15 protein-coding genes are annotated in these 19,222 nt (G+C 72.2%); 10 read left to right on the top strand and 5 right to left on the bottom strand.

Annotated features, from left to right (window positions below):
* Positions 1-61: 61 nt before the first annotated feature.
* From ACFY1H_RS09300 to ACFY1H_RS09320, 5 genes are read left to right on the top strand one after another with little or no spacing between them, the layout of a single operon-like run.
* A complete protein-coding gene (locus tag ACFY1H_RS09300) occupies positions 62-1,351 on the top strand; it encodes an ABC transporter substrate-binding protein (RefSeq protein ID WP_386945667.1) in 1,290 nt (429 codons plus the stop codon).
* Entirely contained in the window at positions 1,348-2,319 is a 972-nt protein-coding gene (locus ACFY1H_RS09305) for a carbohydrate ABC transporter permease (RefSeq protein ID WP_386945669.1), read from the top strand. Before ACFY1H_RS09300 ends, ACFY1H_RS09305 begins: the two co-directional genes overlap by 4 nt.
* Positions 2,316-3,140 carry a carbohydrate ABC transporter permease gene (locus ACFY1H_RS09310; protein WP_366582033.1) on the top strand — a complete coding sequence of 275 codons (825 nt, stop codon included), beginning with the start codon at positions 2,316-2,318 and terminating at the stop codon, positions 3,138-3,140. The genes ACFY1H_RS09305 and ACFY1H_RS09310 overlap by 4 nt, the downstream gene beginning before the upstream one ends.
* Before the next feature lie 9 nt (positions 3,141-3,149).
* Positions 3,150-6,014 (top strand): glycoside hydrolase family 2 TIM barrel-domain containing protein, encoded by a 2,865-nt coding sequence (locus ACFY1H_RS09315; protein ID WP_386945671.1) that lies wholly within the window; start codon positions 3,150-3,152, stop codon positions 6,012-6,014.
* On the top strand, positions 6,011-8,692 hold the full coding sequence (locus ACFY1H_RS09320; RefSeq protein ID WP_386945673.1) for a glycoside hydrolase family 38 C-terminal domain-containing protein: 2,682 nt from the start codon (positions 6,011-6,013) through the stop codon (positions 8,690-8,692). The genes ACFY1H_RS09315 and ACFY1H_RS09320 overlap by 4 nt, the downstream gene beginning before the upstream one ends.
* Before the next feature lie 3 nt (positions 8,693-8,695).
* Here the strand turns inward: ACFY1H_RS09320 and ACFY1H_RS09325 are convergent, their stop codons facing one another.
* Positions 8,696-9,382 carry an NUDIX domain-containing protein gene (locus ACFY1H_RS09325; protein ID WP_366582030.1) on the bottom strand — a complete coding sequence of 229 codons (687 nt, stop codon included), beginning with the start codon at positions 9,380-9,382 and terminating at the stop codon, positions 8,696-8,698.
* Between the two features lie 83 nt (positions 9,383-9,465).
* On the opposite strand from ACFY1H_RS09325, the gene ACFY1H_RS09330 reads away from it, so the two are divergent.
* Both ACFY1H_RS09330 and ACFY1H_RS09335 read left to right on the top strand, forming a co-directional pair.
* A complete protein-coding gene (locus ACFY1H_RS09330; protein WP_366582029.1) occupies positions 9,466-10,467 on the top strand; it encodes an SPFH domain-containing protein in 1,002 nt (333 codons plus the stop codon).
* Positions 10,464-11,318 carry a hypothetical protein gene (locus tag ACFY1H_RS09335; RefSeq protein ID WP_366582028.1) on the top strand — a complete coding sequence of 285 codons (855 nt, stop codon included), beginning with the start codon at positions 10,464-10,466 and terminating at the stop codon, positions 11,316-11,318. Before ACFY1H_RS09330 ends, ACFY1H_RS09335 begins: the two co-directional genes overlap by 4 nt.
* Here the strand turns inward: ACFY1H_RS09335 and ACFY1H_RS09340 are convergent.
* Positions 11,251-12,123, bottom strand: coding sequence for a helix-turn-helix domain-containing protein (locus ACFY1H_RS09340; RefSeq protein ID WP_386945675.1), 873 nt, complete (start codon positions 12,121-12,123; stop codon positions 11,251-11,253). The genes ACFY1H_RS09335 and ACFY1H_RS09340 overlap by 68 nt on opposite strands.
* 91 nt (positions 12,124-12,214) lie before the next feature.
* On the opposite strand from ACFY1H_RS09340, the gene ACFY1H_RS09345 reads away from it, so the two are divergent.
* Positions 12,215-13,042, top strand: a complete 828-nt coding sequence (locus tag ACFY1H_RS09345) for an SDR family oxidoreductase (protein ID WP_386945677.1) — start codon at positions 12,215-12,217, stop codon at positions 13,040-13,042.
* A 527-nt stretch (positions 13,043-13,569) separates the two neighbouring features.
* Here ACFY1H_RS09345 and ACFY1H_RS09350 read toward each other — a convergent pair.
* Positions 13,570-15,780, bottom strand: a complete 2,211-nt coding sequence (locus tag ACFY1H_RS09350) for a glycoside hydrolase family 15 protein (RefSeq protein ID WP_386945679.1) — start codon at positions 15,778-15,780, stop codon at positions 13,570-13,572.
* Positions 15,781-15,975: 195 nt separating this feature from the next.
* Between ACFY1H_RS09350 and ACFY1H_RS09355 the strand changes: the two genes are divergently transcribed.
* Complete coding sequence (locus ACFY1H_RS09355; protein WP_386945680.1) at positions 15,976-16,452, top strand: single-stranded DNA-binding protein; 477 nt, start codon at positions 15,976-15,978, stop codon at positions 16,450-16,452.
* A gap of 595 nt (positions 16,453-17,047) precedes the next feature.
* Here the strand turns inward: ACFY1H_RS09355 and ACFY1H_RS09360 are convergent.
* Positions 17,048-17,545, bottom strand: coding sequence for a MarR family winged helix-turn-helix transcriptional regulator (locus ACFY1H_RS09360; RefSeq protein WP_386945682.1), 498 nt, complete (start codon positions 17,543-17,545; stop codon positions 17,048-17,050).
* Positions 17,546-17,610: 65 nt separating this feature from the next.
* Positions 17,611-17,973 carry a metalloregulator ArsR/SmtB family transcription factor gene (locus ACFY1H_RS09365; RefSeq protein ID WP_364177866.1) on the bottom strand — a complete coding sequence of 121 codons (363 nt, stop codon included), beginning with the start codon at positions 17,971-17,973 and terminating at the stop codon, positions 17,611-17,613.
* 67 nt (positions 17,974-18,040) lie between these two features.
* Between ACFY1H_RS09365 and ACFY1H_RS09370 the strand changes: the two genes are divergently transcribed.
* Positions 18,041-19,045, top strand: coding sequence for a cation diffusion facilitator family transporter (locus ACFY1H_RS09370; protein WP_386945684.1), 1,005 nt, complete (start codon positions 18,041-18,043; stop codon positions 19,043-19,045).
* Positions 19,046-19,222: the final 177 nt, after the last annotated feature.

The following is a 19,222-nucleotide window of genomic DNA, read 5'->3' on the forward strand; positions in this document are numbered from 1 at the left end:
ACTTCCGGGCAATTCGTGAACGTTCACGGGAGCGTTCACGGAGCTCTCCGGAGGGTCCCCGATGACGTTGACTCGACGACGGTTCCTGACCGGCGCGGCGGCACTCGGCGCCGCGGCGTTCGGGACGGTTGCCTGCACCAGTCCCACGACCGCGAACCCAGGGCGGATCACGCTCTGGTACACCTCGAACGGCCTGTCCGACGCCGTGCTCGGCGAGGCCGTGAAGCGGTTCGCCGCCGACAAGCTGACCCCTTCGCAGGTCAGCGGCGAGCTCAAACAGCGGCTGCTCGCCGCCCTGGCCGGCGAGGCCTACCTGCCCGACATCACCATGCTCGGCGACGACATCGCCACCTACTTCGCCGACACCGACCACTTCGTCGACCTGAACACCCTCGGCGCGGGCGGCGTCCGCGACCAGTACCTGCCCTGGAAGTGGCAGGCGGGCACCAGCCCCGCCGGGTTCCAGCTCGGGTTCCCCGTCGATGTCGGCCCGGCCGCGCTGTACTACCGCCACGACCTGTTCGCCCAGGCCGGCTTGCCCAGCGAGCCCGACGAGGTCGCCGCGGTCGTGTCCACGTGGGACGACTACTTCACCTTCAGCGCGCAGGTGCAGAAGAAGCTGCCCGGGCGGTACATGATCACCGACACGAAGACGGTGTTCACCTACTCGCTCGCGCAGGAGCCGCGCAAGTACTTCGACCGCGCCAACCACTACCTCGACGACCAGTCTCAGGTGCGCCGCGCGTGGGACCGGGCCGTGCAGGCGTTCCGGATGGGGCTGACCGCCGGGTACGCGGGTTCGCAGAGCGTCAACGGCCAGTCGATCGACCGGCACGCGGCCTGGAACAGCGGCAAGGAGCTCAGCTTCGTCAACGCCTCCTGGATCACCGGTGAGCTCAAGGAGTCGGCGCCGGGCACCTCGGGCAAGTGGCGCGTGTGCCGCCCGCCCGGCGGCGCGGGCAACCAGGGCGGTTCGTTCCTGGCGATCACGAAGTACTGCCCCGATCCGCACGCCGCCTTCGAGATCGTGAAGTGGCTTCAGTCGCCGCAGAACCAGCCGCAGACCTTCCTCGACCTCGGGCTCTTCCCGCCCAGCCCGTCCGCATACACGGACCCGCGGCTGCTCGCGCCGGAGCCGTTCTTCGGCGGGCAGGTGACGATGGACGTGTTCTCGAAGATCGCGCGGGAGGTCAAACCCGTGTACTTCAGCCCGTGGGACATCACGATCAGCGACACGTTCACCGACGAACTGACCAATGTGGAGAGTGCGGGCAAGGACCCCGAGACCGCGTGGCAGGACGCCCGCGCCTCGGTGGAACGCCTGCTGCGCCGCCAGGGGGTGCTCTCGTGACCGCGATCCTGCCCGCCGAGACGACCGGCGCCCGCCGCGCCCCGATCCGCCACGCCGCCCACGGCCGCCGCAAGCGGTGGCGTTACCTGCCGCAGTACCTGGCCGTCGCGCCGTTCTTCGTGCTGTTCGCGATCTTCGGCGTCTACCCGGTGCTGTACTCGCTCTACCTCGCGCTGCAACGCTGGGACGGCGTCGGCCCGATGAAGTTCGTCGGGCTGGAGAACTTCGCGTTCCTGCTGTCGGACACCACGTTCTGGGACTCGATCGGCAACACCCTGATCATCTGGGTGATGTCGACGGTCCCGATGACCGCGCTCGCATTGCTCATCGCGGTCGGGCTCAACTCGTCGGTGCGGTACAAGGGTCTGCTGCGGGTCGCGTACTTCCTGCCGAACGTGACCTCGATCGTGGCCATGTCGCTGGTGTTCGGCTCGATCTTCTCCGACGAGTTCGGGATCCTGAACTGGTTCCTGGGCCTGTTCGGCATCGGCACCGTCGACTGGCTGAGCGACCCGTGGGCCATCCGCGGCGCGATCTCGATCATGATCATCTGGCGCTGGACCGGCTACAACGCGATCATCTTCCTGGCCGGCCTGCAGGCGTTGCCGCCGGACGTGTTCGAGGCGGCCCGCATCGACGGCGCCGGCCCGGTGCAGACGTTCTTCCGCATCACGCTGCCGTTGCTGCGGCCGGTGCTGCTGTTCTCGGTGGTGATGTCGGCGATCAACGGCCTGCAGATCTTCACCGAGTCGCAGGTGCTGCTCGGCAACCGCGGCGGCCCCGGCGGCGCGGGCATGACGATGGTCCTCTACTTCTACAACACGGCCTTCGCGGACAACGACTTCGGTTACGGCGCCGCGATCGCGTGGGGCATCTTCGTGGTCGTCGTCCTGTTCTCGATCCTCAACTGGCGGCTCGTGATGCGGCCCGAGCGCGGCCAGGTCCAGACCAAGGGAGCCGGCCGATGACGACCAGGCGCGCACGGGTGCTGACGCTGGTGGCGCTGATCGCCGGCGCCCTGATCACCCTCTTCCCCTACTACTGGCTCGCCGTGATGGCCTCCAACACCACGGCCGACATCTACGCGACGCCACCGCGGCTGACGTTCGGCGGGCACCTGTTCGCCAACATCGGCGAGGTCTTCGCGAAGATCGACTTCTTCGGCTCGCTGCTCAACACGCTGATCGTCGCCGTGGTCACCACCTTGCTGGTGCTGTTCTTCGACTCACTGGCGGCGTTCACCTTCGCCAAGTACGACTTCCCGGGCAGCAACGTGCTGTTCGGCATCCTGCTCGCGACGTTCGTGGTGCCCACCCAGCTCTCGGCGATCCCGCAGTTCACGCTGATGGCGGACTTCGGCTGGGTCGGCGACCTCAAGGCGCTGATCATCCCGGCCGCCGCCAACGCGTTCGGCATCTTCTGGATGCGCCAGTACGCCCGCGGCGCCATCCCGGACGAGCTGCTGGAAGCGGCCCGGATGGACGGCGCGGGGTTCTTCCGCACGTACCTGTCGGTCGGGCTGCCGGTGCTGCGCCCGGCGCTCGCGTTCCTCGGCATCTTCACCTTCGTCAACGCCTGGAACGACTACCTGTGGCCGCTGGTCGTGCTGATCGACTCCAACCACGTGACGCTGCAGGTGGCGCTTTCGCAGCTGCAGGGCGTGTACGTGAAGGACTACAGCGTCGTGATGGCCGGGACGCTCGTGGCGATCGTCCCGCTGGTCATCGTCTTCCTGTTCGGTGCCCGGCACTTCATCCGCAACATCGCGGCCGGCGCCCTCAAGGGCTGAAAGGAACCCATGTCGTCGTCGTACGTCGAAGACCCCGCCCCCGGCCACGGCTCACTGCCGCCCCGCGCCGCGTTCTCCTCCGACGCGCGGTCGGTGAGCCTGGCCGGGACGTGGCGGTTCCACCTGTCGCCCTCCGCGCCGGCCGCGCCCGAGGGGATCGCGCGCGACGACTTCGACGACAGCGGCTGGGACACGATCACGGTGCCGGGCCACTGGCAGCTGCAGGGCCACGGGAAACCGGCTTACACCAACGTGCACTACCCGTTCCCGGTGCAGCCGCCGCTGGTGCCGTCGGACAACCCGACGGGTGATCACCGGCTCCCGTTCGACCTGCCGCCCGGCTGGCCGGACGAGCCGGCGCTGCTGCGGTTCGACGGCGTCGACTCGTGCGCGAAGGTGTGGCTCAACGGCGAGGAGCTCGGCGTCACGCGCGGCAGCCGGCTGCCGTCGGAGTTCGCTGCCGGCCACCTGCTGCGTCCCCGTGGAAACGTGCTGGCCGTGCGGGTGCACCAGTGGTCCTCGGGCAGCTACCTCGAGGACCAGGACATGTGGTGGCTCTCGGGCATCTTCCGCGGGGTCACGCTGCTCTCGCGCCCGGTGGGCGGGGTCGAGGACTACCGGCTCCACGCCGGTTACGACCACGTCAGCGGGCTCGGCACGCTCTCGGTCGCCGCGGCGGACGGCGTGCTGCTGAGCGTGCCCGAGCTGGGTGTCGAGAACCTGCCGGCCGGCTCGGCGGTGGAGCTCCCCGTCGAGCCGTGGAGCGCCGAATCGCCCCGGCTCTACCACGGTGAGGTGCACACCGCGGCCGAACGCGTGCCGGTGCGGATCGGGTTCCGGACCGTGGTGGTCGAGGACGGCCTGCTCAAGGTGAACGGCCGGCGGGTGCTGTTCCGCGGCGTCAACCGGCACGAGCACCACCCCCGGTTCGGCCGCGCGCTGCCGCGCGAGTTCGCGCTGGCCGACGTGCTGCTCATGAAGCGCCACAACGTGAACGCGGTGCGCACCAGCCACTACCCGCCCGACCCGTACTTCCTCGAGCTGTGCGACACCCACGGCCTGTGGGTGATCGACGAGTGCGACCTCGAGACCCACGGCTTCGGTGACCTGGGCTGGGCGGGCAACCCGAGTGACGACCCGCAGTGGGGCGAGGCATACCTCGACCGCATGCGCCGCACCGTCGAGCGCGACAAGAACCACCCGTCGATCGTGCTGTGGTCGCTGGGCAACGAAGCCCACACCGGCCGGAACCTCGCTGCGACGGCCGCGTGGACGCGCGAGCGCGACCCGTCGCGTCCGGTGCACTACGAAGGCGACTTCGAGTGCAAGTACGTGGACGTGCACAGCCGCATGTACGCCGACCACGCCGAGGTCGACCGGATCGGCCGCCGTGACGACCCGAACGAACGCCGCCGGTCGCTGCCGTTCCTGCTGTGCGAGTTCGCGCACGCGATGGGCAACGGGCCGGGCGGGCTGCTGGAGTACCGCGAGCTGTTCGAGCGGTATCCGCACGTGCAGGGCGGGTTCGTGTGGGAGTGGCTCGACCACGGGCTCGCCCGGCGCGATGCCGCCGGTCACGAGTACTTCGCCTACGGCGGCGACTTCGGCGAGCAGATCCACGACGGCAACTTCGTGATCGACGGCCTCGTGCACCCCGACCGCACGCCCTCGCCGGCGCTGGCCGAGTTCGCGAAGGTCTTCGAGCCCGTGCGGATCGGCGCGAGCGCGGGGGGCGTGCGGATCTCGAACCACTACGACGTGGCCGGGTCGGCGCACCTGGTGTTCCGCTGGAGCTGCGAGGACGACGGCGTCGAGGTGGCGGCCGGTGAGCTGGCCGTGCCCGAGGTCCCTTCCGGACAAAGCCTCGACGTGCCGCTCCCCCGGCTGCCCGAGGTCTCGGGGGAAGGCGTGCTCACCGTTCGGGCGGAGCTGGCGGCCGACACCGCGTGGGCGTCCGCGGGCCACGTCGTGGCGTGGGGACAGCTGCCGGTCACGCCCGCGGCCGACCCCGGGCCCGCTGCGGTGGGTGCACCGCTGCTGCGCGAACGCGGGCTGCTGCGCCTCGGGCCCGGCGCGTTCGACGCCGCGACCGGCCGGCTGGTCGCGCTCGGGGGCCACCGCGTCGAGGGGCCGCGGCTGGACCTGTGGCGCGCGCCGACCGACAACGACCGGGGTTCCGACTACCCGGAGGCCACGCGGTGGCGAGCCGCGGGCCTGCACCGGCTGCAGCACCGGGTGGCCGAAGTGGACGGACGAGCGTCGGCGCTGGTGGTGCGGACGCGCGTCGCGCCGCCCGGGCTCGCGTTCGGGATGCTCGCCGAGTACCACTGGAGCGCCGACGACGACCGGCTGCGCCTGCGCGTCGAGGTGGAGCCCGACGGCGAGTGGCCCTGCACGCTCCCCCGCCTCGGCCTGCGGATGGCGGTGCCCGGCGCGTTCGGCGGCGTGGAGTGGTTCGGCGCCGGCCCGGGTGAGGCCTACGCCGACAGCCGCCAGGCGGCGCGGCTCGGCCGGTTCTCCTCCACTGTGGACGCTCTGCAGACGCCGTACGTGTACCCGCAGGAGAACGGCAACCGCGCCGACGCGCGCTGGCTGCGGCTCACGTCGGCGGGCGGCGCCGGGATCCGGATCGAGGGCGAGCCGGTGTTCGACTTCACCGCGCGGCGCTGGACTTCCGAGGATCTCGACGCCGCTCGCCACACCGTCGACCTGGTGCCGGGTGAGCTCGTGCACCTCAACCTCGACCTCGCCCAGCACGGGCTCGGCACCGCCTCCTGCGGGCCCGGCGTGCTGCCGCGTTACCGCCTGCACGCCCAGAAGGCGAGCCTCACCCTCACGTTCTCCCCGATCACGCCCGAAGGAGCCGCCCGATGACCGGTGCGCCCGAGGTCCGCCTCGTCCCGCACACGCACTGGGACCGTGAGTGGTACGAGCCGTTCCAGCGGTTCCGCCTGCGCCTGGTCGACCTGCTCGACGAGGTGCTCGACCGCGCCGAGGCCGACCCGCGGTTCCGGTTCACGCTCGACGGGCAGATGGCCGCCGTCGACGACTACCTTCAGGTGCGGGGCGAGAACCGCGACCGGGTGGCCGCGCTGGTCGCGGCCGGGCAGCTCGCGGTGGGGCCGTGGCAGATCCTGCTCGACGAGTTCCTGGTCTCGGGCGGGAACATCGTGCGCAACCTGGAGCTCGGCTGGGCGCGGGCCACCGAGCTCGGCGGCGCGATGCGCGTGGGCTACCTGCCCGACGAGTTCGGCCACTGCGCGCAGATGCCGCAGATCCTCGCCGGCGCCGGGTTCGAGCACGCGTGCCTGTGGCGTGGGGTGCCGTCCGGAGTGGACGGTCACGCGTTCCGCTGGACGGCGCCGGACGGCAGCTCGGTGCGCGTGGAGTATCTGGCCCGGGGCTACGGCAACGCGGCCTACGTGTTCTCCGACCCCGGCTTCTTCGCCTCCCGCATGGCCGAGCTCGGTCGACGGCTGCGGCCGGAGTTCGGCGCCGACCCGGTGCTCGCGATGTACGGCACCGACCACTCCGCGCCCGTCGGCTCGCTCGTGAAGCTCGTCGCGGGCCTCGACCCGGCGTCGGTCGACGTGCAGATCGCCACCCTGGCCGAGTACATCGGGGAGCGCGACGCCGCGGACCCGTCGCTGCCCGTGGTGCTCGGTGAGCTGCGCAGCCACGCGGCGGCCAACATCCTGCCGGGTGTCCTTTCGGTGCGCCCGCAGCTCAAGCAGGCGATGGCCCGGGCCGAGCGCGTCGTGGAGCGCTACGCCGAGCCGTTCGCCGCGCTGTTCTCGGCCGAGTGGCCGCAGCGGTTCCTGGACCTGGCGTGGTGGCGGCTGGTCGACGCGTCGGGGCACGACTCCGTGACCGGCTGCGGCGTCGACGAGACGGCGACGCAGGTCTTCGCGCGCGTCAGCGAGGCGGAGCACCTCGGGCAGGCGGTGCGCGACCGCGTCACCGGCCGGCTCGCGCGGTCCGTGGCGCGGGATTCGCTGCTGGTGCTCAACCCGACGCCCGCGGCTCGCCGCGACCTGGTGACGCTCGACGTCGAAGCGCCGTGGGACGAGGTTTCACTGGAGCTGCCCGACGGCACGCGCCTGCCCGCGCAGGTGGAGGCGCGCAGCGGACAGTTGCTGCACGAGGAAGCGGCTGCGGGCCCCGACCTGCCGCTCTTCCTGCCGCGCATCCACGGGCGAGAGCTGTTCGGCAGTGAGATCACGGGCTGGCGGTGCGACTCTTCGGCACGGCTGCTGGAGTTCTCCGTCGCTCGGCACGGCGGCGCGGACCCGTTCGACGTCGAAGCCGTGCGGGCGGCGGTGACCGGCGCGACGGGTGCGTGGACGATCCGCATCCGCCAGGCCGAGCGGCGGACGGTCACCGCGCTGGTCGACGTCCCGGCCGTCGGGTGGACGACCGCGCGCGTGGTGCCCGGCTCGGTTGAGGTCGCCGTGCCCGTCGTGGCCGGCCCGTCGCTGAGCAACGGGCCGGTGACGGTCTCGGTGCTCGACGACGGCACCCTCCGGATCGCGTCGGCCGACGGCACCGTCCTCGACGGGGTCGGCCGCATCGTCGACGGCGGCGATCGCGGCGACTCCTACAACTACGCTCCGCCGGGCACGGACACCCTGGTCACCGAGCCGGACGCGGTGCGGGTGACGCCCGGGGTCGAGGGCCCGCTGCGCTCGACGGTCACCGTCGAGCGGACCTACTCGTGGCCGACGGCGATGGACTGGGACGGCGATCGCCGCGTTGCGTCGGCTTCCCGCGGCACGGTGACCATGGCCGTCGAGCTCCGCACGGGGGAACCGTTCGTCCGCCTCGACCTCACGATCGACAACGCCTCGCGAGACCACCGCGTGCGGTTCCACGTCCCCCTCGCCCGCGCCGCGCAGACCTCGCACGCCGAGGGCCAGTTCGCCGTCGTCGAACGCGGCCGCACCGCCGAGGGTGGCTTCGGCGAGTACCCCATCCCGACGTTCCCCGCCCACGGTTTCGCCGACGCCGGCGGCGCCGGGCTGCTGCTGACGCAGGCCTGCGAGTACGAACTGCTCGACGACGCGCTCGCCCTCACCGTGCTGCGCACGAGCGGCCGGCTCAGCCGCAACGTCCACCCGTATCGCGAAGAACCGGCCGGCCCCCAGATCCCGACCCCGCTGGCGCAGCAGATCGGCATCACCACCGTGCAGCTCGCCGTCCTGCCCCACGCGGGCGACTGGCGCGCCGGCGCACTGCTCTCGGCGGCCGAGCGCTACCGCCACCCCCTGCACGCGACCCTCGGCACCGGCCCGCTCGACGCACCGCCGGCCTCGCACTCCGGCCTGTCCGTCGACGGCGCGGTGCTCACCAGCGTGCGCCGCCGCGAAGACGCGCTGGAGGTGCGGCTGGTCGCGCAATCTCCTGAGGCGGCCACGGCCGTCGTGCGCGGGCCTTTCGCGTCCGCGCGGCGCGTGGACCTGCTCGGCCGCCCCGGCGATTCGGTCCCCGTCACCGAGGGCGAGCTGCGGCTTTCCTTGCGCCCCTGGGAAATCGCCACCGTCCGCCTCTCCTGAACCTCACCCCCGCGTCCGCAGCATCGGCGGTGACAACAGCTCGGCCGGCCCCCTCCGGTACAGCCGGGCGGGCCGGCCGCCGTCGCGGGTCGTCGTGGTGCCGACGGGCTCCAGGAGGCCCTCGGCGCCCGTGACCTTGCGGTGGAAGTTGCGCGGGTCCAGGTGCGTGTCCCACACCAGCTCGTACACTCGGCGCAACTCCGCCACCGTGAACTCCGGTGGGCAGAAGGCCGCGGCGAGCGGGGTGTACTCGAGTTTCGCGCGAGCGCGTTCGAGGCCGTCGGTGAAGATCTTCGCGTGGTCGAAGGCGAGTGTCCCCGGGTCCAGGGTCGCGACGGGCGTCCAGCGCGCTTCGGCCGCGTCGGTCCCCGCCTGCGGCACCGGCAGGTCGGGCGCGAGCGCCAGGTAGGCGATGGTCACCACGCGCAGCCGCGGGTCGCGGCCCGGGTCGCCGTAGCCCGCGAGCTGTTCGATGTGGACGGTGCCCGGCGCCAAGCCTGTCTCCTCCGCCAGCTCGCGTCGCGCGGCCGTGTCGAGGTCCTCGTCGGCGAGGACGAAGCCGCCGGGCAGCGCCCAGGCGTCGCGGAAGGGCTCGATCCCCCGCCGCACCAGCAGCACGCACAGCTGCTCCCCGGTGATCGTGAGCACGACGAGGTCCACGGTGACCGCGCTGGGCGGGAACTCCTCCATCTGCCGCACACTACACCTTAACCGTCAGCTTGACGAAAAGACCGGCGAACCCATATCGTCACGGCGACGATAAGGAGGTCCCCATGGTGGACATCAAGCGCCGGTTCGGGTTCCGGCACCTGCGAGGGGTGCCGACCGCGCACATCCGGCACCTGCGCGGCGGCAAGCTCGTGCACGACGGCACCGGGCTGTCGTTCTGGTACCGGCCGCTGGCCGCGGCCCTGTCGGAGATCCCGGTCGACGACCGCGAGCTGCCGCTGCTGTTCCACGCCCGCACGGCCGACTTCCAGGACGTGACGGTGCAGCTCGCCCTCACCTTCCGCGTGGTCGACCCGGCGCTCGCCGCGCAGCGCATCGACTTCTCCGTCGACCCGGACACGGGCCGGTGGCGCGGCGACCCGCTCGCGCAGATCAGCGGCCTGCTCACCGAGAACGTGCAGCAGTACGCCCTCGACGTGCTCACCCGCACGCCGCTGGCGGAGGCTCTCGTCGACGGCGTCGGTGCCGTGCGCGACCGCATCCGCGCCGGGCTGGCCGAGGAGGACACGCGGCTCGCGCAGACGGGTTCGGCCGTGCTCGACGTGCGGGTCGTCGCGATCCGCGCCGAGCCCGAAGTCGAGAAGGCCCTGCAGACGACCGCGCGAGAGAAGGTGCAGCAGGAAGCCGACCGCGCGACCTACGAGCGGCGGGCGCTGGCCGTGGAACGCGAGCGCGCGATCGGCGAGAACGAGCTGCAGAACAAGATCGAGCTCGCCCGGCGCGAGGAGCAGCTGCTGGCCCAGCGCGGCGCCAACGCCCGGCGTCAGGCCGAGGAAGCCGCGGCGGCCGACCACATCGAGACCGAGGCCCGCGCGAGCCGGGAGACGCGGCTGGCGCAGGTGAAGGCCGAGGCCACGCGGACGCTCGGCGAAGCGGAGGCGGCCGGTGAGGCCGCGCGGCTGGCCGCGTACCGCGACCTGCCGGAGCCGGTGCTGCGCGCGTTGGCCGTGAAGGAGCTGGCGGCGAACCTGCCGAAGATCGACAGCCTCGTGCTCACGCCTGACCTGATCGCGCCGCTGCTGGCCCGGCTGGGGATCGGGTCGTGAGCCTCGCCCCGCGGGCCGTGGTGGTGCACCGGCGCACCGAGCTCGACGAGCTGCTCGCCCGCCACGGCACCCTCGGCCAGGCCGAGTTCTTCCTGGCCACGCGCGGCCGTTCGCTCGACGACGTGGTGGCGCAGGACGCGGCGCTGCGGCGGGCGCTGACCGCGGTGTCGGCCGCCATCCCGCTGGACTGGCGCCGCGGCAGCGTCGAGCGAGCGGACCTGTCGCGGTTCCTGTTCACGCCCGAGGACGTGGTGCTCGTCGTCGGGCAGGACGGGCTGGTCGCGAACGTCGCGAAGTACCTCGCGGGCCAGCGCGTCGTCGGCATCACGCCGGGTGAGCCGGGCATCCTGGTGCGCCACCCGGCCGAGGCCACGGCGGACCTGCTGCGCTCGCGGGACTCGGTCGAGCCCCGCACGATGGTCGAGCTGACCGCCGACGACGGCCAGAAGCTGCTGGCGCTCAACGAGATCTACCTCGGCCACCCGAGCCACCAGACCGCGCGCTACCGCCTGGGTCCCGAGCGGCAGGCGTCGTCGGGCCTGCTGGTCGGCACGGGCACCGGCGCCACGGGCTGGTGCCGGTCGGTCTGGCAGGAGCGGCACAGCGCTTTGCGCCTGCCGGCCGCCGACGAACGCCGGCTCGTGTGGTTCGTCCGGGAGGCCTGGCCCTCCCCCACCACCGGGACGTCGCTCACCGAGGGCGAGCTCACGACGTCGGCGCTGACGGTCGACGTCGAGTCCGATCACCTCACCGCGTTCGGCGACGGCCTGGAGAACGACGCGGTCACCGTGACACGCGGGCAGTCGGTGACGTTCGCCCCGGCGGCGCGGGCGTTCCACCTGGTCCGCTGACGTCTTCCGCCAGCTTCCGCAGGGCATCGGCCGACCGGGTGCCGGGCTCGGCGTGGTAGATCACCATCAGCTGGTCTTCGGCGCCGGTGACGGCGAACTTGTCGTACTGCAGCTCCAGCTCGCCCACCCGCGGGTGGCACAGGTGGTGGGTGCCGCCGCCGGGCTGCGGGCGGACGTCGTGGCGCGGCCAGAGCCGGCGGAACAGCTCGCTCTCCGCCGACAGCTCCTCGACCAGCCCGGCCAGCCGCGGATCGTCCGGCTCACTGGCGGCCCGCAGGCTCGCGACGAGCCCGCCGACCCGCGCCTCCCAGCCGGTGAAGAACTCCTGCGCGGCCGGGTCGAGGAGGACGGCGCGCAACAGGTTGGTGCCCGGCGTGTACACGGGCGACAGCGCGGCCGCGATGGGGTTGGCGGCGAGGACGTCGAGATGCCGGCCCTGCACGTACGCCGGCGTCAGCTCCCACGACGCGATCAGCCGCGCGACGCTGGGCCGCACGTTTTCGTGGCTCTGCGGCGCACGGCGACGGCGTGGCGCAGGGTCGGCGAGGTCGTGGAGGTACGCGGTGGCCTCGCGGTCGAGGCGCAACCCGCGGGCCACGGCGTCGAGTACCTGCGCCGACGGGTGGCGGTCGCGGCCCTGCTCCAGCCGCGTGTAGTACTCCGTGCTGATGTCGGCGAGCATCGCCAGCTCGTCGCGCCGCAGGCCCGGCACGCGCCGGTGGCTGTTCACGGTGATCCCGACGTCCTCCGGCCGCACCTGCTCGCGCCGTGCGCGCAGGTACTCGCCGATCACGTTGCCCGCCATGCCCTCCACGATAATTCGCCGAAGGTGGCCCTGGCGGCACCCCTGTCGGCACGGTCTGGTCGGCCGGGTCGAGACGGCCCAGGCTGGCGGCATGACACGAACCTGGTTCATCACGGGCGTGAGCACCGGCTTCGGCCGGCACCTCGCAGAACAGCTGCTTTCCGCCGGCGACCGCGTCGCGGGCACCGTCCGCCGTCCCGGCTCGGTGGCCGACCTCGTCGAGTCGTACGGCTCGGCGTTCCACGTCTCCCTGCTGGAGATGACCGACACCGCGGCCATCCGCCCGGTCGTCGACGCCGCGCACGCCCACTTCGGGCGCCTGGACGTCGTGGTCAGCAACGCCGGCTACGGCCTCATGGGCGCCGCGGAGGAGCTCACCGACGAGCAGGTGCGCCACCAGCTCGACACCAACCTGCTGGGCTCCATCCAGCTCATCCGCGCCGCGCTGCCCCACCTCCGCGCCGACGGCGGCGGCCGCATCCTCCAGCTCTCCTCGGTCGGCGGCCAGGTCGCCTGGCCGGGCGGCTCGCTCTACCACGCGACGAAGTGGGGCATCGAAGGCTTCGCCGACGCCCTCGCCGACGAAGTCGCGCCCTTCGGCATCGGCGTCACCCTCGTCGAACCCGGCGGCGCCCGCACCGAGTTCCGCTACGGCAACTCCCGCCTGGCCCCCAAAATCGACGCCTACGCGGCCTCCCCGGCCGCCCGCATCCGCCAGATCCTGGAAGAACGCACCACCCTCGCCCCCGGCGACCCCGCCCGCATGGCGGCGGCCATGATCGCCACCGTCGACCACACCCCGGCACCCCGCCGCCTGGTCCTCGGCAGCGACGCGTGGACCGCGATCACGGCCGCGCTGGAGGCCCAGCTGGCGGAGGTGCGGGAGCAGAAGAGCGTGGCGTTCTCGACGGATCTGTAGGAATTTCGGTGCTCGATATCGGCCGCGGTGCCGGTTTTTGACCACCGGAGGCGCGTGAGGTGCGGGCCGCACTGCTCCAGGTGCGTATTCGGGGAAGGTGCCGCGCCGGTCCCTTCGCGCCGGCGCCGCGTCCTCTGCTGTGCCGTTCCGGCCGACCCTCGAAGGAGACGTCTTCGAGGGTCGGCTGCATTTCGCCCCGAAGCGCCAGGAGGCCGAGCCCGCCCGCGCCGGGCCGCGCCAGTCGCGTTCGCCGAACGACAGCCGCCACTCGCGCGGGCCGCGTTTCAGCTGCCGAGGCAGGCTCGCACGTCGAGGGCAAGGTGAGGTTGCCGCGGCGCCCATCGCTGCGCCCGCGACGCGGCCGACCTCGGCAGCGTCGCGGGCCAAGCGTCAAGGGCGTCCGCGGTGCTTCGCCGCCGAAGTCACGCGAGCCGGCGCCGCATCCGCCGTGCCGGTCCATTCCGACCCGAAGCGCTTGCGGGCCGAACTCGTTAGCAATGCTTCGCGCCGGCCGCGGCTTGCGGACCTCAGCTGCCGTACCGCTCCTTCACCACCGAAGGCGTGTCGAGGTTGTGCCCCGCGTCCATGCTCTGGGCCAGCCGCAGGTACTGGCCCTCCGCCCACATCAGGGGTGCGGCGCTGCCCGTCGGGCGGCCGAGGGCGAAGCAGCCGCTCGCGCGGTCCCACACCTGTTCGGGGATGAAGTAGCCGTCGTTGGCGGCGTCGGCCATGGACTTGAGGTAGACCGCGGCCGAGCGGCCGTTGGCGAGCTCGTACTCGCCGCGCTCGCCGGACAGCACGGGCCACAGCCGCCCGAAGCGTTGCGGGCCGCCGGCGGGCCAGCCGGTGCACGCGGAGGTGCTTTCGCCGTAGTTGTCGTGCGGGTAGCGGTGGAAGTAGACGTCGCCGTTGGGCAGGGTGACCTGCATCGGTGCGTTGCCGTCCGACGCGGCGGCCGTCGGGGCGATCGAGGCGGCGATCGTCGGGTCGGCCGGCGCGCGCACGCCGAGCCGAACGAGGTCGAGGAAGCCGAAGTCGACCACGTCGTGCTCGTAGAAGCAGCCTTCGTCGAAGCAGATCTGCCCGCCGTCGTTGGGGTCGGTGCCCTTGTCGAGGCGCTCGTAGTACGTGTGGCCGCCCCAGAAACCGGACGTCGTCACGGTCCACGAGTCGAGCGAAGCCCGCCACGAGTCCGCTGTGGACTCCCACGTGGTGGCGCTCGCGGTGTCACCGTTGGCCCGGGCGATCGCGCCCGCCGTCACCAGCCCCGCGATCTCGGCGGCGATCGACGAGGGCGACCGGCCGTACTGTTCTTCCCAGCGTTCGGTCGTGGCGGGACCGCTCGTGCGCAGGTGCTCGGCGGTGACCTTGACCTTCGCGTACGTGGCGGCGTCGGTGAGACCGGTCAGCCACGCGAGCACGATCGCGTCGGCGTCCTGGTCGAGCTGCTCGCAGCACCCGAGCTGCTGCGCACTGGCGCCGGCGACGCCGCTCACGGGGCTGTAGCGGGGGAACGCGCCGGCCGGGTACGTCGTGCCGTCGCCGGCGGTCGGCGAGCCGATCCACTGCGAGTTCCACAGGAACTGCGCCATGCGTTTCGGCTGCGCCGTGTCGCCGGCGGCCAGGAGACCGGTGGCCTGTTGGTAGAGGTCGCGACCCCACACCCGGTGGTAACCGTCGCCGAGGCTGTCGCCGTTGACGACGTCGCCCCACGGCGTCGCCAGTCCGGCCACGCCGGCCCCGCGGAACGTCTTGTCCTCGGCCGCGTGCAACGCCATCGCGGCGACGTAATACGCGCGCCGCCGCTGCTGGTCCCCCGCGACGTTCGCCGGGGCGGGCTTGAGGCTGCCGACGTAGGAGTTCCAGCCCGTACGGTAACCGGCTTCCAGCGCGCCGAACCCCGCGGTGAGTGAGCCGGTTGCCGCGCTCGTCGCCGCCTGCGCGGTCGATCCGTAGCCGAGGGCGACGGTGAAGGTGGTGTCCGCGGCGACCGGGATCTGTCCACACTGGACCACGTTGCCCGCGCCCGAAACCGCATCGAACCCGTTGTCCAGCCGGTGATCCGCGCGCAGGTCGACGAGACAGTCGCTGGCGGCGCCGGAGTATCCGTTGTCGTGCGCGGAAAATCCGGTCGACGCGCGCAGTGAGGACACGACGGTGGTCGTCGTGCCGAAGAGGTTCTCCGTACCGCTCGCCACAAGCCCATTGCCGTCCCACGACGCGGTGTCCCCGCCCGCGCCGCCGGCCATGGACGGGTTGGCGAGCAGGTAAAGCCGATACGTGCCACCGTCGAGCGCCTGGAACCGGGTCCGGGTCACGAGCGTCGCGCGGGCCGGGTCGGTGACGTACGTGGTCGTGATGCGGTAGCGGCCGCTCTTCGCGGTGTTGGTGACGGTGTATTCGAGCGACTTCTCGTCGGGCATCGAGACGGCGTGGTCGGTCGCGTCGCGCTCGAGGTCGACGAACGAGGAGCCGTCGGTGACGACGTACTGCATGTCCTGCGTCTCGGGGACGTCCACGCGCGGGTAGAACACCTCCGACGTCACGCCGTCCGCGACGGTGAACCAGACCGGGCTCTGCGTCGTCGCCGAGGTGCCGAGCGCGGACTTGTCCCCGGTGGTCCACGACGAGGGGCCACCGCAGCAGTCGGTCGCGGTGCCACTCGCGGGGGTTGCCGCGGTGCTCCCCACCAACGCCAACGCCAGCACTGCCGCGCGGGCCTTCCGCCAGATCCTCATCCGCTCCCTCTCCACCGCCTCGGCCGCCTATCGTGCCGTGGCCGCGCCCGTCCGGGCACGGCCGAAGGAAGGGTTCCGGCACACCACCTGATGGGGTGACGGCCGCTGCCGGAGAAACTGTCGTACCCGGATGGTCTCCTGAATCCCGGAAGCGGCCCCCACCCCGGGGCGCCGCCGGAACCCGAGGAGAACACCATGGCCGGAGACACGGTCGTCACCATCGTCGGCAACCTCACGTCCGACCCGGAGCTGCGCTTCACCCCGTCCGGCGCCGCGGTCGCCAACTTCACCGTCGCGTCCACCCCGCGCACCTTCGACCGCGCCACGGGCGAATGGAAAGACGGCGAAGCCCTCTTCTTACGCTGCTCGCTCTGGCGCCAGCCCGCCGAAAACGCCGCGGAATCCCTCACCCGCGGCGCGCGCGTCATCGTCCAGGGCCGCCTCACCCAACGCTCCTACGACACCAAGGAAGGCGAACGCCGCACCGTCGTGGAACTCCAGGTCGACGAGATCGGCCCCTCCCTTCGCTACGCCACGGCCAAAGTCAATCGCGCCAACCGTTCCGGGCCGCCGTCCGGCGATTCCCCGGAAAGCTCGGGCAGTTCCGACAGCCCGTGGTCCCCGGCCGCCCCGATGCCGGTCACCGCGGGCGCGGGGGATCCGCCGTTCTGACGTCGCCCGCCGGCACACGCTGGGGCGTTCGGCTCGGCCGCGGTGCGTTGCCGGGCGCGGTGGCGTCGGGCAGGCCGGGATGGACGTTTCGTCGTCGCGCGCCAAAGGGAGGATCAGCAATCGCGCGATTCCGGCTTGGAGGATGAGCACTGCGACTTGCGGATGCCGCGGATCGGTTGCGACGACACCGCTTTAGTGCTGAGGCACCCAGTCGCAGACCCGACCCCGATCATCGGGACTGACCGGAGCGCACCGCCGACAGTCCGGCAGTGGCCGCCACAGAGGCCGGCTGCCCTCGGCACCACACCCGACCGGCGGGCGGGCTTGAACACCGCCCGGCCGTTGCGGAGGTTCGGTGGCCGGCTGCTGGCGTTCGATCGTCGGCGATCCGTGCGGCCTGCACCGTCGTCACGTGTCGTCCCGTGTGGGATGGCGCTGCGGGCCATCACCGTGGCCGGACCGCGGTCGAGCTTGCCTGGCCGCAGCCATGCGGCTGCCGGTCGATGCGGTCATCCGACGACCGCCGCGGTGGTTGTCCGCGATCAGCCGCCGCCAGGTCCGTCCATACAGGACGGTTCGGGTCGTCCGCCGGTCCTCAACGGAGTTCCGCAAGCATCACCTTGAGGATGCGGCTCAACGTCGCCGCGTCGTCGGGGGTCGTGGCCGAAGAAAGGAGTTTCGCGAGACCGGCCGCGTGGTCGGTGAGGGTCGCGTCGATGACGTCGCGGCCGGCCGGGGTGAGGGTGATGCGGAAGCTGCGGCGGTCGGCCGGGTCGAGGCTGCGCTCGACGTAGCCCGCGGCCTCCAGGCGGTCGAGGCGGTTGGTCATGCCGGCGCGGGAGGTCATCAGCGCGGCCGAGAGTTCGGAGGGGGTGAGGGTGTAGGGCGAGCCCGTGCGGCGCAGCGCGGCGAGCACGTCGAACTCGCCGGGGCGCAGGCCGTGTTCGGTGAACACCCGTTCCACGACGGACTCGACCACCCGGGTCAGCTGGGAGAGCCGGCCGAACACGTCCATGGCGGACAGGTCGAGGTCCGGCCGTTCCTGCCGCCACTGAGCGATGACCTCGTCGACGGCATCGCAAGTCTCACTCACACTTGAAGTCTAGGCGAACGAGAGGAGTACCCACCGCCCGAGACACACCCCGGCGCCGCCGCGGTTTACCCGGCCTCACCCGCGCGGTCCGCGACCCCGAGCCGCAGGTGCTCGCTGTGGTAGACGGCCTCGTCGAGCAACTGGGCGACGTGGTTGTCGTGCAGGCTGTAGACGATGCTGCGGCCGTTGCGGGTGCCGACGACCAGCCCGAGGTTGCGCAGCAGCCGCAGCTGGTGCGACACGGCCGACTGCTCCATCCCGACCGCGGCCACCAGGTCGCCGACGGCGAGGGGCTGTTCGCGCAGTGCGCTGAGGATGAGCAGGCGGCTCGGGGTCGCGAGGGCCTGCAGTGTGGTGGCGACCGCGGCCGCGGTGGTCGCGTCGAGCGGTCCCGCGGGGCGGCGACGCCCTTCGACCCCGTGTCCCATGGAGAGGAGACTAGAACACGACAGGAGACATGAACATATCTTCATTCGTTCTGCTACCGTTCCGGACATGGAAAGCGCAGGACACGGGCATGGGCACGGCCACGGGCACTGGAGCCAGCTCAAGCACGCCCTGAAACCGCACAGCCATGAGTCGGCGGAGCTCGTCGACGACACGCTCGAGGCGAGCCGCTCCGGGATGCGCGCGTTGTGGCTGTCGTTCGCCGGGCTGCTGGCGACGGCGGTCGCGCAGCTGGTGGTCGTGGGGTTCACCGGGTCGGTCGCGCTGCTCGGCGACACGCTGCACAACTTCGCCGACGCGCTGACCGCCGTGCCGCTGGCGGTCGCGTTCCTGCTCGCGCGGAGGCAGGCGACGCGCCGCTTCACGCACGGGCTCGGGCGCGCCGAGGACCTCGCGGGTCTGGTGATTCTCGTGGTGATGGCCGGGTCCGCGGTGCTCGCGGGCTACGAGGCGATCGACCGCCTGCTGAACCCGCGGCCGATGACGGGCGCCGGATGGGTGGCGCTCGCCGGCGTGATCGGTTTCGTGGGCAACGAGCTCGTCGCGCGCTTCCGCATCCGTGTCGGGCGGCGGATCGGGTCGGCGGCGCTCGTCGCGGACGGGCTGCACGCGCGGACCGACGGGTTCGCGAGCCTCGCCGTGGTGCTCGCGGCGGGCGGGGCACTCGTCGGCTGGACGTGGGCGGATCCGGTGGTGGGGCTGCTCATCACGGTGGCGATCGTGCTGGTGCTGCGCGACGCCGCGCGCGAGGTGTTCGGCCGGCTGCTCGACGCCGTCGACCCGCACCTGGTGGACGACGCCGAACACGCGCTCGCCGAGACGCCCGGCGTGCTGGGCGTCGACGTGATCCGGTTGCGCTGGATCGGGCACACCCTCGCGGCCGAGGCGGAGGTGTCGGTGGACCCCGGCCGCACGCTGGCCGAGGCGCACGGCATCGCGCACGCCGCCGAGCAGCGCATGGCGACGGCCTTGCCGCGGCTCGCGCGGGCGTTGATCCACGCGCATCCGGCGCGTGACGTCAACGTCGTCGCCGCGGGCGTCAAGGAAGCGTGAGCGCCGCGCGCGAGCCGGGCGCCGCCGTCGCACGCTGGGGTTCGTCAGGGTGACGCGTGGGAAGAGAGCGTGCGGTGAGTGATTTCGACGGTTCGGTGCTGCTGGTGGGCGTGTTCATCGCGTTCGCGGTCGTGCTGCGGGGGTTGCAGTGGTGGCTCGCCCGCGACCGCGGGCTGA

Source organism: Amycolatopsis sp. NPDC001319 (assembly GCF_042896185.1).
In the GTDB taxonomy this organism is placed as follows: domain Bacteria; phylum Actinomycetota; class Actinomycetes; order Mycobacteriales; family Pseudonocardiaceae; genus Amycolatopsis.

Excerpts from the sequence above, each read along its gene's own strand:
- ACFY1H_RS09325 (WP_366582030.1), bottom strand. The coding sequence starts at position 9,382 with ATGGAGGAGTTCCCGCCCAGCGCGGTCACCGTGGACCTCGTCGTGCTC.
- ACFY1H_RS09345 (WP_386945677.1), top strand. The coding sequence starts at position 12,215 with ATGACACGAACCTGGTTCATCACGGGCGTGAGCACCGGCTTCGGCCGG.
- ACFY1H_RS09340 (WP_386945675.1), bottom strand. The coding sequence starts at position 12,123 with ATGGCGGGCAACGTGATCGGCGAGTACCTGCGCGCACGGCGCGAGCAG.
- ACFY1H_RS09370 (WP_386945684.1), top strand. The coding sequence starts at position 18,041 with ATGGAAAGCGCAGGACACGGGCATGGGCACGGCCACGGGCACTGGAGC.
- ACFY1H_RS09320 (WP_386945673.1), top strand. The coding sequence starts at position 6,011 with ATGACCGGTGCGCCCGAGGTCCGCCTCGTCCCGCACACGCACTGGGAC.
- ACFY1H_RS09315 (WP_386945671.1), top strand. The coding sequence starts at position 3,150 with ATGTCGTCGTCGTACGTCGAAGACCCCGCCCCCGGCCACGGCTCACTG.
- ACFY1H_RS09310 (WP_366582033.1), top strand. The coding sequence starts at position 2,316 with ATGACGACCAGGCGCGCACGGGTGCTGACGCTGGTGGCGCTGATCGCC.
- ACFY1H_RS09365 (WP_364177866.1), bottom strand. The coding sequence starts at position 17,973 with ATGGGACACGGGGTCGAAGGGCGTCGCCGCCCCGCGGGACCGCTCGAC.
- ACFY1H_RS09355 (WP_386945680.1), top strand. The coding sequence starts at position 15,976 with ATGGCCGGAGACACGGTCGTCACCATCGTCGGCAACCTCACGTCCGAC.
- ACFY1H_RS09300 (WP_386945667.1), top strand. The coding sequence starts at position 62 with ATGACGTTGACTCGACGACGGTTCCTGACCGGCGCGGCGGCACTCGGC.
- ACFY1H_RS09330 (WP_366582029.1), top strand. The coding sequence starts at position 9,466 with ATGGTGGACATCAAGCGCCGGTTCGGGTTCCGGCACCTGCGAGGGGTG.
- ACFY1H_RS09350 (WP_386945679.1), bottom strand. The coding sequence starts at position 15,780 with ATGAGGATCTGGCGGAAGGCCCGCGCGGCAGTGCTGGCGTTGGCGTTG.